The sequence below is a fragment of the Haloferax prahovense DSM 18310 genome (genome assembly GCF_000336815.1).
In the GTDB taxonomy this organism is placed as follows: Archaea; Halobacteriota; Halobacteria; order Halobacteriales; family Haloferacaceae; genus Haloferax; species Haloferax prahovense.
In genome coordinates this window covers 106,557-119,573 of record NZ_AOLG01000058.1, presented here as the reverse complement: position 1 = coordinate 119,573, position 13,017 = coordinate 106,557, and the positions used below count along the sequence as shown (strand labels likewise).

The following is a 13,017-nucleotide window of genomic DNA, read 5'->3' as shown; positions in this document are numbered from 1 at the left end:
CCTCGAATCGAAGGTATTTGGCATATTCCAACCGAGGGCCCATTACCCTCGATAGAGAATAAACCGATACTCAATGGATACGAAACACGTCGACTGGCGTTCGATGCGGGACGAGTCGGCACCGACGGCGGAGCCAGAGGCCCGACGGTCCGGCGACGAGCGCGACGAAGACGAGGCCGAGTCGTCCGAGGCGGCGGTCGCAGACCGGACCGACCTCGTCTACGACGAGCAACACGGCGAGTGGGTCGACCCCGAGACGGGCGAAATCCTCCGCGAGGACGAAATCGACCGCGGCCCCGAGTGGCGCGCGTTCGACGCCGCGGAGCGCGATCAGAAGTCCCGCGTCGGGTCGCCGACAACGAACATGATGCACGACAAGGGGCTGTCGACCAACATCGGCTGGCAGAACAAAGACGCCTACGGCAACTCCCTGTCGTCGGGACAGCGTCAGAAGATGCAGCGGCTCCGCACGTGGAACGAGCGGTTCCGCACCCGCGACTCCAAGGAGCGCAACCTCAAGCAGGCGCTCGGCGAGGTCGAGCGGATGGGCTCGGCGCTCGGGCTTCCGGACACCGTCCGCGAGACCGCCTCGGTCATCTACCGCCGCGCCCTCGACGACGACCTGCTCCCCGGCCGCTCCATCGAAGGCGTCGCCACGGCCGCCATCTACGCCGCGGCCCGACAGGCCGGCGTCCCGCGCTCGCTCGACGAGGTCCGACGCGTCTCCCGCGTCGACAAGATGGAACTCACCCGGACGTACCGCTACGTCTCCCGCGAGCTGGGCTTGGACATGAAGCCGGCCGACCCGGCGCAGTACCTCCCGCGGTTCGTCTCCGAACTCGACGTGACGGACGACGTGGAGCGCCGCGCTCGGTCGCTCCTCGACAACGCGAAGCGACAGGGTATCCACAGCGGCAAGAGCCCCGTCGGCCTCGCGGCGGCGGCCATCTACGCCGGCGGGCTGCTCGCCGACGAGGAACTGACGCAGTCCGAGGTGAGCGAGGTGACCGACATCAGCGAAGTGACAATCAGGAACCGCTACCGCGAACTCCTCGAAGCGACCCAGAAGTCGGGCGAGATGACCGTGGGTTCGACCGCGTAACGCGGGATTTCGGGCGCTAAAAGCCGCTTTTCTCTTCGATTCGGTCCGTTTCGTTTTCAGCCGGGCGTTCAAACCGTTCGGGCTCGGCCGCGAGGACGCAGTAACGTTCTCGGACCCGTCAGCGATTGCACGTGCACGACGAGCGAGTCGCACCGCCGCGTCCCGGCAGAGCGCCGCGGGCGCGGGCGGCGAACGCGCTCGCAGTCCCGCGGACTGCCCGCCGGAGGCTCGATTCGGGGCGTCGCTCCCGGAAGTCGAAGTAGAGCGCCGTCGGCAGGAGAAGCGAGGCGTACACGCCGCTGACGGCGACGGCAATCTGTAGCGGATGGTCGGCGGGAACGACCGCCCAGCCGACCGCGATAAGCGCCCACAGCGCGATGCCCTGTCGGACGGTCGGGCGCCATTGGTTCGCGGGCGTCGACTGCGCCCGCGCGCCTGGGCCGCCGTCAGCGTCGGCGGCGGCGTCGACGTCGACGCTCGATTCGAACGCCGGGCGGTCGGCTCGGGGAGACTCGGTTCGTGTGTCGTCGCGTGGAGAAGAGGCGTGACGGAGCGTTCGTTCGGACATGCGGTGGTACCGACGGCTACGGCTCGGAACCTAATGGGGCCCCGGTTGGAATATGCCAACACCGCGGGGCGAAAGCCGCGGTCGGTCTCGACGGGTCAGTTGGCGCCCGCGCCGTCGACCGGTTCCGCGAACGCGACGGTCTGTTTCACGTCGGTGATTTCGACCTCGACGCGGTCGCCGGGCTCCGTGCCGGGGACGATGATGACGAAGCCGCGTTCGACCTTCGCGATGCCGTCGCCCTGGTCGCCGAGCGTGTCGATGATGACGGCTCGGACGTCGCCCTCCGCGACGGGCGGTTTTCGCGGCTGTGAACGCGCCTCGCGGGAATCCGACGCCGAGGCCTCCGGTTCCCGCTCGCCGTCCGAACTGATGCCGCGGCCGTCGGTCGTCTTCGCTGCCGTCGGTTCGGCCGAAACCTCGGTCGTCGACGCGGTGCCCGGACTCGTCAACAGCGCGACGCGGTACAGTTCCTCCGTCGAAATCGACCCGCTTTCGACGAGTTCGCTCGGAATCGACACCACGTAACGGTCGCCGTCTCGCTCGACCGAAGTCTCGAAAAGGAGCCGAAGAGAATCTGAGATATCAGTCACTTCCCCCTACTTCGCGTCAAACCAAATAAAAGGTGGTGAAAATACCGCACTCGTCTCGGGCGACAGAGACCAGTGGAACCTACCGAGACCCGACTTGCGACGGACCTCGGGCGCGCCCGAAGACACATGACAACGTGGTTTGAATTTCGAGTATGGCACGCGACACGCTCGTTTCGTGGCAGACGTTCGCGCTGTTCGTCCTGTTCCCGCCGGCCGCGCTCGTCGCCCTCGTGTTCTTTCCCCTGACGCTGCTCGTCTTCGGGTGGCTGTACTACCGCGGTAAATACGAGGCGGTGCTGGAACCGGAAGACAGCGGCCCCAAAGGACAGTTGAGCGACTCCGCCCGGTAGACCGGCGCGCCAACCACCAGTTCAGTCGGCGCACTCGTCGAGGTCGGAGAGCGAGTCGATTCCTTCGTGGCTCAGTTCGAGCGACTCCGTCGCCACCGCGGCCGCGTCGGCGACGAGGTGCGGCCCGGTCCACCTGACCGGCGTCGCCGCCCGGCAGACCCACCCGCGGACCGGTTCGCCGGTCGCGTCGAGCAGGCAGATGCGAACGTCCTGCGGGGTCGTCTCGCCGTCGACCCACGACCGGAACCACGCCCACAGCGACCGGTCGTCGGTGACGCCTCGGCGGAGTTCGAGCGGCGGCGAACTGGTCGCTCGGCGCGACGGCGAGGGAGGCCGCGGTCGCGGACCCGGTCGCTTCCGCGCGCGGGGGTCGTGGCGGTCGCGGCGGTCGGTCTCGGGCGGCGGCGAGTCGGACCGCGCCACGTCTCCGTTCGTGGACTCGACCGCCACCGAGAGCCCGCGAACCTCGGAGAACCCCAGTTTCGGGAGCGCGTCGCACCGAACCCGAAAGCGGTGTGCACCGTAGGGAGTCGACTCAGCCGCGGTCACGTCTCGTCGGGCTCCTCGTCGCCGGCGCGGCTCGTCTTCAGTCGCGGTTCGTCGATTCCCTGCGGCAGTCCCTCGCCGACCGGGAAGTCGAGGTCCGGGAGCGACGGGGTCGAGCCGCCGTCGCTCTCGGTGTCGTCCTCGTCGTCACCGGTTTCGACCGCGACGCGAGCGAATCCCTCGTGGACGACGACGAGGCGTTCGACGGCGACTTCGGAGGTCATCGCGTCCAATCGGGGCGCGTCGTACCGCGAAGGCCACGCCTCGCGGAAGACCCAGCGAGCGGCGGGGTTGCCCGTCGCGTCCAGCAACACGACCGCGGCGTCGCGCCGGGCTTCGGTCATCTTGCCCTGCTCGACGAGCGTCCGCCACTCGGACAGTTCGAGCGACCGGTCGGTCACGCCGACTTCGAGCACGAGCGGCCCGTACTCGTTCAGTCCGGGAAGCTTCCGCGGCGTCGGCTGGTCTGCCCCTTCGCGGTACTCGACGACCGCCGAGGTCGCAGACGGGAGGTCACAGCGGCTGAACCCGGCGGTCACGAGTCCCTCGATTTCGAGCACGAACCGAAGTTGTCGGTACGGGTCGGTTCGGGCAACCATCGTTAGGGGCCTCCGATGAGGACGAGCACCGGCATCCGGGGCACAGCGGTCCGCGAAGTATTGTCACGTGAAAACATGGCAATCGTGACTCGCCGCGGCGGCTAATGAACGTGTACCCTACGTGTGAAAGCACGCGGAATGGGAGATATGTACGAGCCGTCAACCGGAGGCTATAGCACAGACGGCCTCCCATCAGGCCGAGAGGTCGACGCCCCGGAGCCGGCGGGCGTTGATAGCGACGATAATCGTCGACAGGGACATGAACACTGCGCCGACCGCCGGCGACAGGAGGATACCGACGGGCGCGAGGACGCCGGCAGCGAGCGGGAGCGCGAACACGTTGTAGCCGGTTGCCCAGACGAGGTTCTCCTGCATCTTTCGGTAGCTCGCCTTCGAGAGCTTGACGAGCCGAACCACGTCTACGGGGTCGTTGTCGACGAGGATGATATCGCCCGATTCGATGGCGACGTCGGTGCCGGAGCCGATGGCGATGCCGACGTCCGCCCTCGCGAGCGCCGGTGCGTCGTTGACCCCGTCACCGACCATCGCGACCCGTTTCCCCTCGGACTGGAGCCGCGCTATTTTGGTGTCTTTCTCCTCGGGCAGGACCTCCGCGAAATACTGGTCGATGCCGAGTTCCGCAGAGACGGCGCGCGCGACGTCCTCGGAGTCGCCGGTCAGCATCGCCACCTCGATTCCCATCGCGTGCAGCGCCTCGATGGCCCGCCGGCTCTCCTCGCGGACGACGTCGGCGAGCGCGAACGCCGCGACGACCTCCGACTCGTCGTGAATCAGATAGATGACGGTCCGCGCGTTCGAGCCGGCCTCGTCGGCGAACGACGCGATGTCGTCGGGGCGCTCGACACCGAGTTGGTCTATCAGGTTGGGGCCGCCGAGGTGCACCGTCTCACCGTCACCAGAACCCGATTCGGGTTCTGGTTGGCTCGACGGAGCGCCGCTCTGTCGAACGTCGACGGTCGCCCGGACGCCGAGTCCGCGGAGGTTCTCGAAGTCCGACACCGTGGCCCGTCGAACGTCGCGGTCGGCGGCGGCGTTCCGAATCGCGCGGGCGATCATGTGCTCCGAGTCGCCCTCGACGCCCGCGGCGACCTCGAACGCCCGCGTCTCGTCCCAGTCGCCCGCGGTCTCGACGCCGACGACCCCCTGTTCGCCCTTCGTGAGCGTGCCCGTCTTGTCGAAGACGACGGTGTCGAGGCGTCTGGCTTCTTCCATGGCGATTCGGTCGCGGACGAGCATCCCGTTCCGGGCGGCCGTCGAGGTGTTGATTGCGACCACGAGCGGGACCGCCAGACCGAGCGCGTGCGGACACGCGATGACGAGAACCGTCACGACGCGTTCGAGGACGCCGACGCTGAACCCGACCGCGAGAACCCACGCGACCGCCGTGACTCCCGCGACGGCGAGCGCGGCGTAGAACAGCCACCCCGCCGCGCGGTCCGCAAGGAGTTGCGTGCGGGATTTGGACTGCTGGGCGTCCTCGACCAGACGCATGATGCCCGCCAGCGCCGTCTCGTCTCCCGTCTTCGTGACCCTCACGCGGAGGCTCCCGTCCTGATTGACCGTGCCGGCGATGACCTCCGAACCGGCGTCCTTGTCGACGGGGCGGGACTCGCCCGTAATCATCGACTCGTCGACCGACGACTCGCCTTCGACGACTTCGCCGTCGGCGGGAACCGACGCGCCGGGCCGGGCGAGCACGACGTCGCCTTCCGAGAGCGCGGAGACGGGGACTTCCTCTGTGTCTCCACGCTCGGTGACGCGCTCGGCGGTGTCGGGCATGAGTTTGGCCAGTTCGTCGAGCGCCCCGGAAGCCTGCCGGACCGACCGCATCTCCATCCAGTGACCGAGGAGCATGACGTCGATGAGCGTGACGAGTTCCCAGAAAAACGGCGTCGTCCCCTCGATGAACAGGCTCGCAATCGAGTAGACGAACGCGACGGTAATCGCCAGCGAGATGAGCATCATCATCCCCGGTTCGCGGCTTTCCAGTTCGGTCCGAGCCATCGAGAGGAACGGCACACCGCCGTAGGCGAAGACGACGATAGAGAGGACGGGCGTAATCCAGACGCTTCCGGGGAACGTCGGTGCGGTGTAGCCGAAGACACCTTGGACGAACTCGCTGAAGTAGACGACCGGCAACGACAGCGCGAGCGACACCCAGAACCGCCGCCGAAACATCTGTTCGTGGCCCGAATGGTCGGTGTGAGCCTGGCGATGGTGGTGCGACGAAGCGTCGTGGTCGTGGTCTGGGTGGGTGCTCATGGATTGGTGGGTGGTGCCGTTCCCCGTATCTTGTCCGGAGCCTGAAACAGCGCGGCGCGGTCAGGCGAAGGAGATTCGGGAGCGGGCGGCGAGGCGGTCGTCGAGCGGCATGCGGTCCTCGAACCGTCTAGGTTCTCGCAGACGCGAGAAGCGCATCGTATCACGCGACTTCGGCTCTCTGTTCACGGTCAGCGGGTATCCCTCGACGGAGACAGTCGCCGACGTACACAGAAACGTACGCTCTCCGACCTTATGCGGATTTTCCCTTCGAAACATCGGCTCTGAGACGGTCGGTATCTTGGAATCGAAAACATCGCGGGTCATCCCGGACCCCACCGAGCGCACGCAGGAGTGGACGAGGCAATCACAACTGGTACACCGGTGTCGCTCCAATCACCGTGCATGAACGAGCACCACGGCGAACCGAGGCGGGACGGATGAATCGGCGACGGGCCGACGCGGTCGTCGGCGCGCTCGTCGCTGGCACCGTTCTCATCGGTGGGGCGCTCAGTTGGCAGGCGTACCAGCGACAGCAAGCGTTCGAGCAGATGGGCTCGATGATGGATATGGGAACGTCGATGGGGGCCGTTCACGGAACGAACCCGCTGTGGTACGTCCTCGGGACAGTCCTCGCCGCGACCGTCATCGGCGGCGGGTATCTCGCGGTTCGAGACGCGCTCGACGGTGCGGACGCGAGCGAGCACATTCAGGACCAGACGGTGAATCCGACCGACCGAGAGCGGTCCGAACCGCCGGCGGAAGCCGAGGAATCGGAGGAAACGAGTCCCTCGGCGTCGCACCCGAGAACTCACGTGCTGGACCTCCTGCCGGAGGACGAGCGCCGGGTGCTCGAACCGGTTCTCACCTCGCCCGGTATCACGCAGATAGAACTCCGGGACCGCTCTGACTTCTCGAAGAGCAAGGTGAGCCAGACGGTGAGCGCCCTCGAAAAACGCGGGTTGCTGTACCGCGAGCGACAGGGGCGGACGTATCGAATCTATCCGAGCGACGAGTTACAGCAGAACCAAGCGCCGTAGCCGACCGCCGCGGCGTCTCTTCTCCCGCGGGGTGCCCGAACCGGTACGGGAGAGTACGCGGAGAAACCCGACACCGACGAATTCGGCGCGGATGAACGGTCTCGTTTCTGAAAAACGATTAGAGCGCAGTATAAACGTTCTCGAACGCTCTCAGCGCAGGGTTCACACCCATCCCGATAACCCCGGAGCGACCCTACGACCAACCGAGGAGAAACACAATGACCAACGTCAAACTCGGCCGCTGGCTGCTCGCGGTGCTCGCAATCGTCGGACTCGCGGTCGCCGCGCCCGCGGTCAGCGCACACGGCGACGAAACGGCTGTCGACGACGCGGCCCCGGCCGGCGGAACCGCCGCCGAGTGGGCGGCATGGATGGAGTCGCAGATGACCGAACACATGGGACCGGAGAGCGTCGAGTGGATGGAGTCGCACATGGGCGTGACCGTCGACGAGATGGCCCGGGACATGGCTGACGGCGACCACGACCACGGAAGGTACGGACAGAACGGCGGAATGTACGGGCAGGGCCACTGCTGACGGCTCTGACCGGCTGAATCGCCTCGACAGAACACCGCAACTCACCGATTCGAAATATGACACAATGTGACACGCACCTCGGACGTACTGCTCGCCGACTCGCGATGCTCGCGGTCCCGCTACTGGTCGCGGCGACCGGCACGGCCGCCGCCATGGGCGGCGGCATGATGGGTGGCGGCTGGGGGCTCTTCGGCGGCGGGATGGGCCTCTGGGGACTCCTCTGGATGGGGCTACTGCTCGCGGTTCCGCTGTACCTCGTCTTCGCCCTCGGGAAGCGGCGGGAGACCGAACCCAACGAACGGCCGCTGTCGGTCCTCCGAACCCGCTACGCGCGGGGCGAACTCTCGGACGACGAGTTCGAACGGCGGCGCGAACGGTTGAAGCGCACCGAATAGCTCGTTCGGCAGTCTATCGTGACACCGTCGTCTCGGCTCGAACGTCGCGAGACGAGCGACCGACCTCGATGACGTAGTCGCCGGCGTCGACAGTCCACCCCTCGGAGTCGTCGTATCTTCGGAACGCGTGCTCGGACAGGGTGAGTTCGACCGTCTCGGTCGCGCCGGCGGCGAGTTCGACGGCCGCGTAGCCGGCGAGTTCTCGCGTCGGGCGCTCGACGCCCGCGACGGTCGGCGGCCGGACGTACACCTGGACGACCTCTCTCCCGTCGCGGTCGGACGCGTTCGTCACCTCGACCGCGACTGCGTCGTCGCCGCGCACCTCCGCCTCGCCGTACTCGAAGGTCGCATACGAGAGCCCGTGGCCGAAGGGGTAGGTCGGCTCGTCGTCCGCGTCGGCGGCGTCGAAGTGTCGGTAACCGACGAAGACGCCCTCGTCGTACCGCGCCTCGTCGTCGACGCCGGGGTATCGTACCTCGGAGGCCGCGGGATACGACCCCTCGGGCGCGAACGTGACCGGGAGGCGGCCCGCTGGGTCGGCGTCGCCGTAGAGGACAGACGCGAGCGCGTCGCCGTCGGCCTGTCCGGGGTACCACGACTCGACGATGGCGTCGACCGAGTCGCGCCACGGCAGTTCGACCGGGCCGCCGGACTGGACGACGACGACGGTCCGGTCGGCGGCGTCGGCGACGGCCACGACGAGTTCGTCCTGTCCGCCGGGGAGTCGGAGCGTCTCGCGGTCCGTGCCCTCCGTGGTCGCGTCCCTGACGACGACGACCGCGACGTCGGCCTCGCGGGCGCAGTCGGCCGCCGCGTCAACGTCGGGCGTCTTCCCGCCGGGGAAGTCCTCGGCGTCGCCATCGGAGTCGGCGTCCCCGCCGTCGAAGAACGAGGGCGTGACGACGCGCTCGACGCCGGGCTCGAACGCGACCGAGCCGTCGGTCCGGGCGCGGATTCCTTCGAGCGCCGAGACCTCGCGGGCGGGGGTGACCTCGGAGGAGCCGCCGCCACCGAGCATCGCCTCCGCGACACCGGGGCCGACGAGCGCGACGTCGGCGTCGTCGGAAAGCGGAAGTGCCCCGTCGTCGTTCTTCAGGAGAACGGTGCCGCGGGCGGCGAGCGTCGCGGCGAGGTCGCGGTGTTCGGCCGTGTCGAGCGCGCCGCCGTCGCCCCACTCGCCGTCGAGGAGGCCGATACGGGCCATCTGCCCGAGGATTCGCGCGACCATATCGTCGAGGCGGTCGGCCGGGACCGCACCGGACTCGACCGCCGGTTTCAGTTCGGTCGCGAACTTGGGCGTCGTGGTCTCGCCGGCCGGGATGCTCTCGTCGTCGCCCTCCGCCAGCATCTCGGCGTCGGGGTCGATCCCGAACGCCTCGTGGAGCGCTTCGAGCGAGATACCCGGCATTTCGAGGTCGAGGCCGGCGGTGGCCGCACCGACGGCGCTCGCGGTTCCGAACCAGTCGGAGACGACGTAGCCGTCGAAGCCCCACTCGTCTTTCAGTACCTCGGTGACGAGCCGCCGGTGGTCGCTCATGTGCGTCCCGTTGACGCGGTTGTACGCGGTCATGACCGACCCCGCGCCGGCCTCGACGGCCGCCTCGAATCCGGGGAGATAGAGCTCTCGGAGCGCCCGCTCGCCGACCTCGGCGCTGACGACGAGTCGCTTCGTCTCCTGGTTGTTGGCGACGTAGTGCTTCGGCGTGGCGATGACGTCCTCTGACTGGAGGCCCTCCACGGCCGCGGCGGCGAAATCGGCCGTCACGACCGGGTCCTCGGAGTAGTACTCGAAGTTGCGCCCGCAGTTGGGGACGCGAACGAGGTTCAGCCCGGGACCGAGAACCGCGTGCTGGCCGCTGGCTTTGGCCTCGCGGGCCATCGCGACGCCCTGTCGCCGCGCGAGTTCGGGGTCGAACGTCGACGCCACGGCGATAGAAGCCGGAAAGGCGGTCGACGAGCGACCGGGGATACGAATCCCGAGCGGCCCGTCGGCGAGACGAAGCTCGGGGATGTCGAGTCGGGGGACGCCGGGGACGTAGCCCGTCGCCGTCCCCTCGGGGTCCGCCGCACCGCGCACGAGCGAGCACTTCTCGTCGAGGGAGAGCGAGTCGACCACGTCGGAGACGTCGGTATCCGAGAGAGCCATAGAACTAGTACGAGTTTCGCCAGTGGCTCGAATAGTGTTGTGATGCCAGCAGGGAAGGCACCTTGTCGGAGAGTCGACGACCGGGACAGTGAATGTCGACGAGGCAACAGGTTTTTGAACTCGTCAACTTAGAGATGAGATATGGTTTACGAGACTGGAAACCCGACTGTCGACGACGCGGTGCGGCGAGTGCTCGGCGGCGAGGAACTCGACCGGACCGACGGGGTAGCGCTCATCGCGCAGCCGGTCGAGCCCCTCGCGGCGGGGGCCGACTACGTCCGTTCCGTCCGCTCCGACGGGACCGTCGACGCCTGTTCCATCGTCAACGCCAAGGCCGGTGACTGCGCCGAGGACTGCGGCTTCTGCGCGCAGTCGGCGCACTTCGACACCGGCGTCGAAACGCACAGCTTTCTCGGACCGGAGGCGGTGTTGGACGCCGCGCGGCGGGCCGAACGCGACGGCGCACAGCGGTTCGGCATCGTCGTCGCCGAGAAGGGCGTCTCGAAGGAGCGCCGGCCCGACGAGTGGGCGGACGTGCTGGAGGCGATTCGACTCGTCCGCGACGAGACGAGCGTCGAAATCGACGCCTCGCTCGGCCTGCTCACCGAGGAGGAAGCGCGAATCCTCGCCGACGAGGGCGTGAACCACTACAACCACAACATCGAGACCTCGCCGCGGTACTTCGACGAGGTGGTCGGAACCCACGACTTCGAGGACCGACTCGTGACGCTCCGCCGGGCGAAAGACGCGGGAATGGACCTCTGTGCCGGCGTCATCCTCGGAATGGGCGAGACGCCGGCCGACCGCGTCGACGCCGCTATCGAACTCCAGAGAATCGGCGTCGAGTCGCTCCCGGTGAACGTGCTCAACCCCGTCCCCGGGACGCCGCTCGGCGACGCCGACCACGCCGACATCACGACGACGGAACTCGTCAAGACCGTCGCAGTCTACCGACTGCTCCACCCCGACGCGCGCGTCCGCTTGACCGGCGGCCGGGAGGCGAATCTCGCGCCCGACGAGCAACACCTGCCGTTCGAGGCCGGCGCGGACGGCGTCCTCACCGGCGACTACCTGACGACCGACGGCCAGTCGCCGGCGGCCGACATCGAGGTCGTCGAGCGGGCGGGCCTCGAACCGAACCGCTCGGTCAACGACTTCGACCCGGAGGCCGTCAAACGGCGGGAGGCGAGAGACGGCTGAGAGTGCTGGCGAACCGCCGAACCGCCAAACTGCCGGGCTGCCAAACGTCCAAACCACCAGTCCGAGACGCGTCACTCACCCGAGGGCGCTGTGCCGAGACATGAGCGAGATGACCTGCCGGTGGAGCGCCTGATTGGACGCGACGACGGTGTCGCCGGTCACATCGTCTATCGCTTCGACGTGCGTCACCTCGCCGCCGGCCTCGCGGACGAGGAGCGGGCCAGTTCTCGTGTCCCACATATCGAGGTTCTGCTCGAAGTACACGTCGAAGCGGCCGGCGGCGACGAGCGCCAACTCCGCGGCGGCCGATCCCATCCGGCGAACACCTCGCGTCGACTCGCAGAGCGCTTCGAGATACGCGCCGTCGCCGTTCGCTCGGGCCAGCGAGTCGAATCCGGTCACGACAAGCGCGTCCGATAGCTCCGCGGCGTTCGAGACCGAGAGCTTCCGCCCGTTGACGAACGCGCCTTCGCCCTCGATTGCGACGTACAGCTGGTCCGCCGGAACGTAGTTGACGACGCCGACGTCGGGCCGTGTCGAACCCTCGTACATGACAGAGACGGAGAAGTGCGGCACGCCGTTGTGGAAATTGACCGTTCCGTCGAGCGGGTCGATGACCCAACGCGGCTTCGGGCGGAACTCCGGAGAGCACTCCTCGGAGACGACGTTGTCGTCCGGAAACGCGGTTGCTATCACGTCGATGATGCGCTCTTCGGCGGCCTCGTCCGCCGGGCGGTCGCGAGACCGCCCGCGAGACCCCGACCGGAAGCGGGCCCGTAACTCGTCGCCGGCGACCTCGGCCGCCCGAATCGCGGTCCACAGGTAACGGTCGTCAACCATACACCGGCTTGGCCGGGACTCGTATATTGTGACTGCTATGTTGTCTCAATAGTAATCTGTTCAGTACGTTGCTATCATAGCACGGTTGATAAGTCGTTGCCGGTGACGTATCGTATGCTCACTATCGGGCATCGAGGCTGTGCGGGCCAGTATCCAGAGAACACGATTCCCGCGGTCAAGCAGTCTGCCCCCCACGTCGACCTCGTCGAGGTGGACGTGATGCGCTGTGGCTCGGGGGAACTGGTGGCGTTTCACGACGACGACCTGTCGCGGCTGACGACGGTCTCGGGGAAACTCGCCGAAACCGCCGTCGACGACCTCACAGCGCTTCGAGTCGGCGGGTCGGAAGCGACGATTCCGCGCTTCGAGCGGGTGGTCGACGAGTGGCCCGCGGGCACCGGCATGAACCTCGATACCCGTGACCCGGGGCTCGTCGAAGACGCCTTAGCGGCCGTCGAGCGACTCGACGAGCGGGTCGTCTTTTCGTCCCCGTCGCGCGAAGCGGTCGGCATCGCCCTGGAGACGCCGTCAGCGGCTGATATCGGCTACTCGTTCCACGACGACGTTTCCGCGGAGTTGGCGTGGGCGGCCGAGCGGGGCTGCGAGTTCGTTCACGTCGAACACGAACTCTGCACCTCGTCGGACCTCGTCGAGCGCGCGCACGACGCCGGCCTGCTCGTCGACGCGTGGACCGTCGACGACGAATCGACTGCGACGACTCTCCGGTCGGTCGGCGTCGACGCCCTCACCGTCGACCGATGGGACGTCGTCACCACGGGGCCGTGTCCGTGACTCCGACTCGACGCTCGATGCCGACGTGGTTTT

General features: G+C 67.6%; 14 protein-coding genes. 7 read left to right on the top strand and 7 right to left on the bottom strand.

Translation table 11 applies throughout. The features are described 5' to 3' along the window. Positions 1 to 73: 73 nt before the first annotated feature. Positions 74 to 1,102, top strand: coding sequence for a transcription initiation factor IIB (locus C457_RS19065; RefSeq protein WP_008097219.1), 1,029 nt, complete (start codon positions 74 to 76; stop codon positions 1,100 to 1,102). Positions 1,103 to 1,220: 118 nt separating this feature from the next. Here the strand turns inward: C457_RS19065 and C457_RS19060 are convergent, their stop codons facing one another. Together C457_RS19060 and C457_RS19055 are read right to left on the bottom strand one after the other, a co-directional pair. Continuing rightward, positions 1,221 to 1,670 (bottom strand): hypothetical protein, encoded by a 450-nt coding sequence (locus tag C457_RS19060; protein ID WP_008097218.1) that lies wholly within the window; start codon positions 1,668 to 1,670, stop codon positions 1,221 to 1,223. Between the two features lie 95 nt (positions 1,671 to 1,765). Further along, positions 1,766 to 2,260 carry a TRAM domain-containing protein gene (locus C457_RS19055; protein ID WP_008097217.1) on the bottom strand — a complete coding sequence of 165 codons (495 nt, stop codon included), beginning with the start codon at positions 2,258 to 2,260 and terminating at the stop codon, positions 1,766 to 1,768. A 152-nt stretch (positions 2,261 to 2,412) separates the two neighbouring features. Here C457_RS19055 and C457_RS19050 point away from each other — a divergent pair, with 152 nt between their 5' ends. Next, positions 2,413 to 2,610, top strand: coding sequence for a hypothetical protein (locus C457_RS19050; protein ID WP_008097216.1), 198 nt, complete (start codon positions 2,413 to 2,415; stop codon positions 2,608 to 2,610). Positions 2,611 to 2,631: 21 nt separating this feature from the next. Here the strand turns inward: C457_RS19050 and C457_RS19045 are convergent, their stop codons facing one another. The 3 genes from C457_RS19045 to C457_RS19035 form a co-directional block, all read right to left on the bottom strand. Next, positions 2,632 to 3,159, bottom strand: coding sequence for a phage tail protein (locus C457_RS19045; protein ID WP_008097215.1), 528 nt, complete (start codon positions 3,157 to 3,159; stop codon positions 2,632 to 2,634). Beyond that, a complete protein-coding gene (locus tag C457_RS19040) occupies positions 3,156 to 3,755 on the bottom strand; it encodes a phage tail protein (RefSeq protein ID WP_008097214.1) in 600 nt (199 codons plus the stop codon). Before C457_RS19040 ends, C457_RS19045 begins: the two co-directional genes overlap by 4 nt. 192 nt (positions 3,756 to 3,947) lie before the next feature. Next, positions 3,948 to 6,038: a heavy metal translocating P-type ATPase gene (locus C457_RS19035; protein WP_394295180.1), complete on the bottom strand. Its 2,091-nt coding sequence runs from the start codon at positions 6,036 to 6,038 to the stop codon at positions 3,948 to 3,950. A gap of 437 nt (positions 6,039 to 6,475) precedes the next feature. On the opposite strand from C457_RS19035, the gene C457_RS19025 reads away from it, so the two are divergent. From C457_RS19025 to C457_RS19015, 3 genes are all read left to right on the top strand, one after another. After that, positions 6,476 to 7,075, top strand: coding sequence for a helix-turn-helix transcriptional regulator (locus C457_RS19025; RefSeq protein ID WP_008097211.1), 600 nt, complete (start codon positions 6,476 to 6,478; stop codon positions 7,073 to 7,075). Between the two features lie 218 nt (positions 7,076 to 7,293). Further along, entirely contained in the window at positions 7,294 to 7,611 is a 318-nt protein-coding gene (locus C457_RS19020) for a hypothetical protein (RefSeq protein WP_008097209.1), read from the top strand. Positions 7,612 to 7,667: 56 nt separating this feature from the next. Continuing rightward, a complete protein-coding gene (locus C457_RS19015) occupies positions 7,668 to 8,006 on the top strand; it encodes an SHOCT domain-containing protein (protein ID WP_049913731.1) in 339 nt (112 codons plus the stop codon). 13 nt (positions 8,007 to 8,019) lie between these two features. Here the strand turns inward: C457_RS19015 and C457_RS19010 are convergent, their stop codons facing one another. After that, entirely contained in the window at positions 8,020 to 10,152 is a 2,133-nt protein-coding gene (locus tag C457_RS19010; protein WP_008097206.1) for a beta-glucosidase, read from the bottom strand. Between the two features lie 141 nt (positions 10,153 to 10,293). On the opposite strand from C457_RS19010, the gene bioB reads away from it, so the two are divergent. Beyond that, entirely contained in the window at positions 10,294 to 11,352 is a 1,059-nt protein-coding gene (gene bioB, locus C457_RS19005; RefSeq protein WP_008097204.1) for a biotin synthase BioB, read from the top strand. 75 nt (positions 11,353 to 11,427) lie between these two features. On the opposite strand, the gene C457_RS19000 is transcribed toward bioB, so the two are convergent. Beyond that, positions 11,428 to 12,192, bottom strand: coding sequence for an inositol monophosphatase family protein (locus tag C457_RS19000; protein WP_008097202.1), 765 nt, complete (start codon positions 12,190 to 12,192; stop codon positions 11,428 to 11,430). 114 nt (positions 12,193 to 12,306) lie between these two features. On the opposite strand from C457_RS19000, the gene C457_RS18995 reads away from it, so the two are divergent. Next, on the top strand, positions 12,307 to 12,984 hold the full coding sequence (locus tag C457_RS18995) for a glycerophosphodiester phosphodiesterase (protein ID WP_008097201.1): 678 nt from the start codon (positions 12,307 to 12,309) through the stop codon (positions 12,982 to 12,984). Positions 12,985 to 13,017 lie beyond the last annotated feature (33 nt).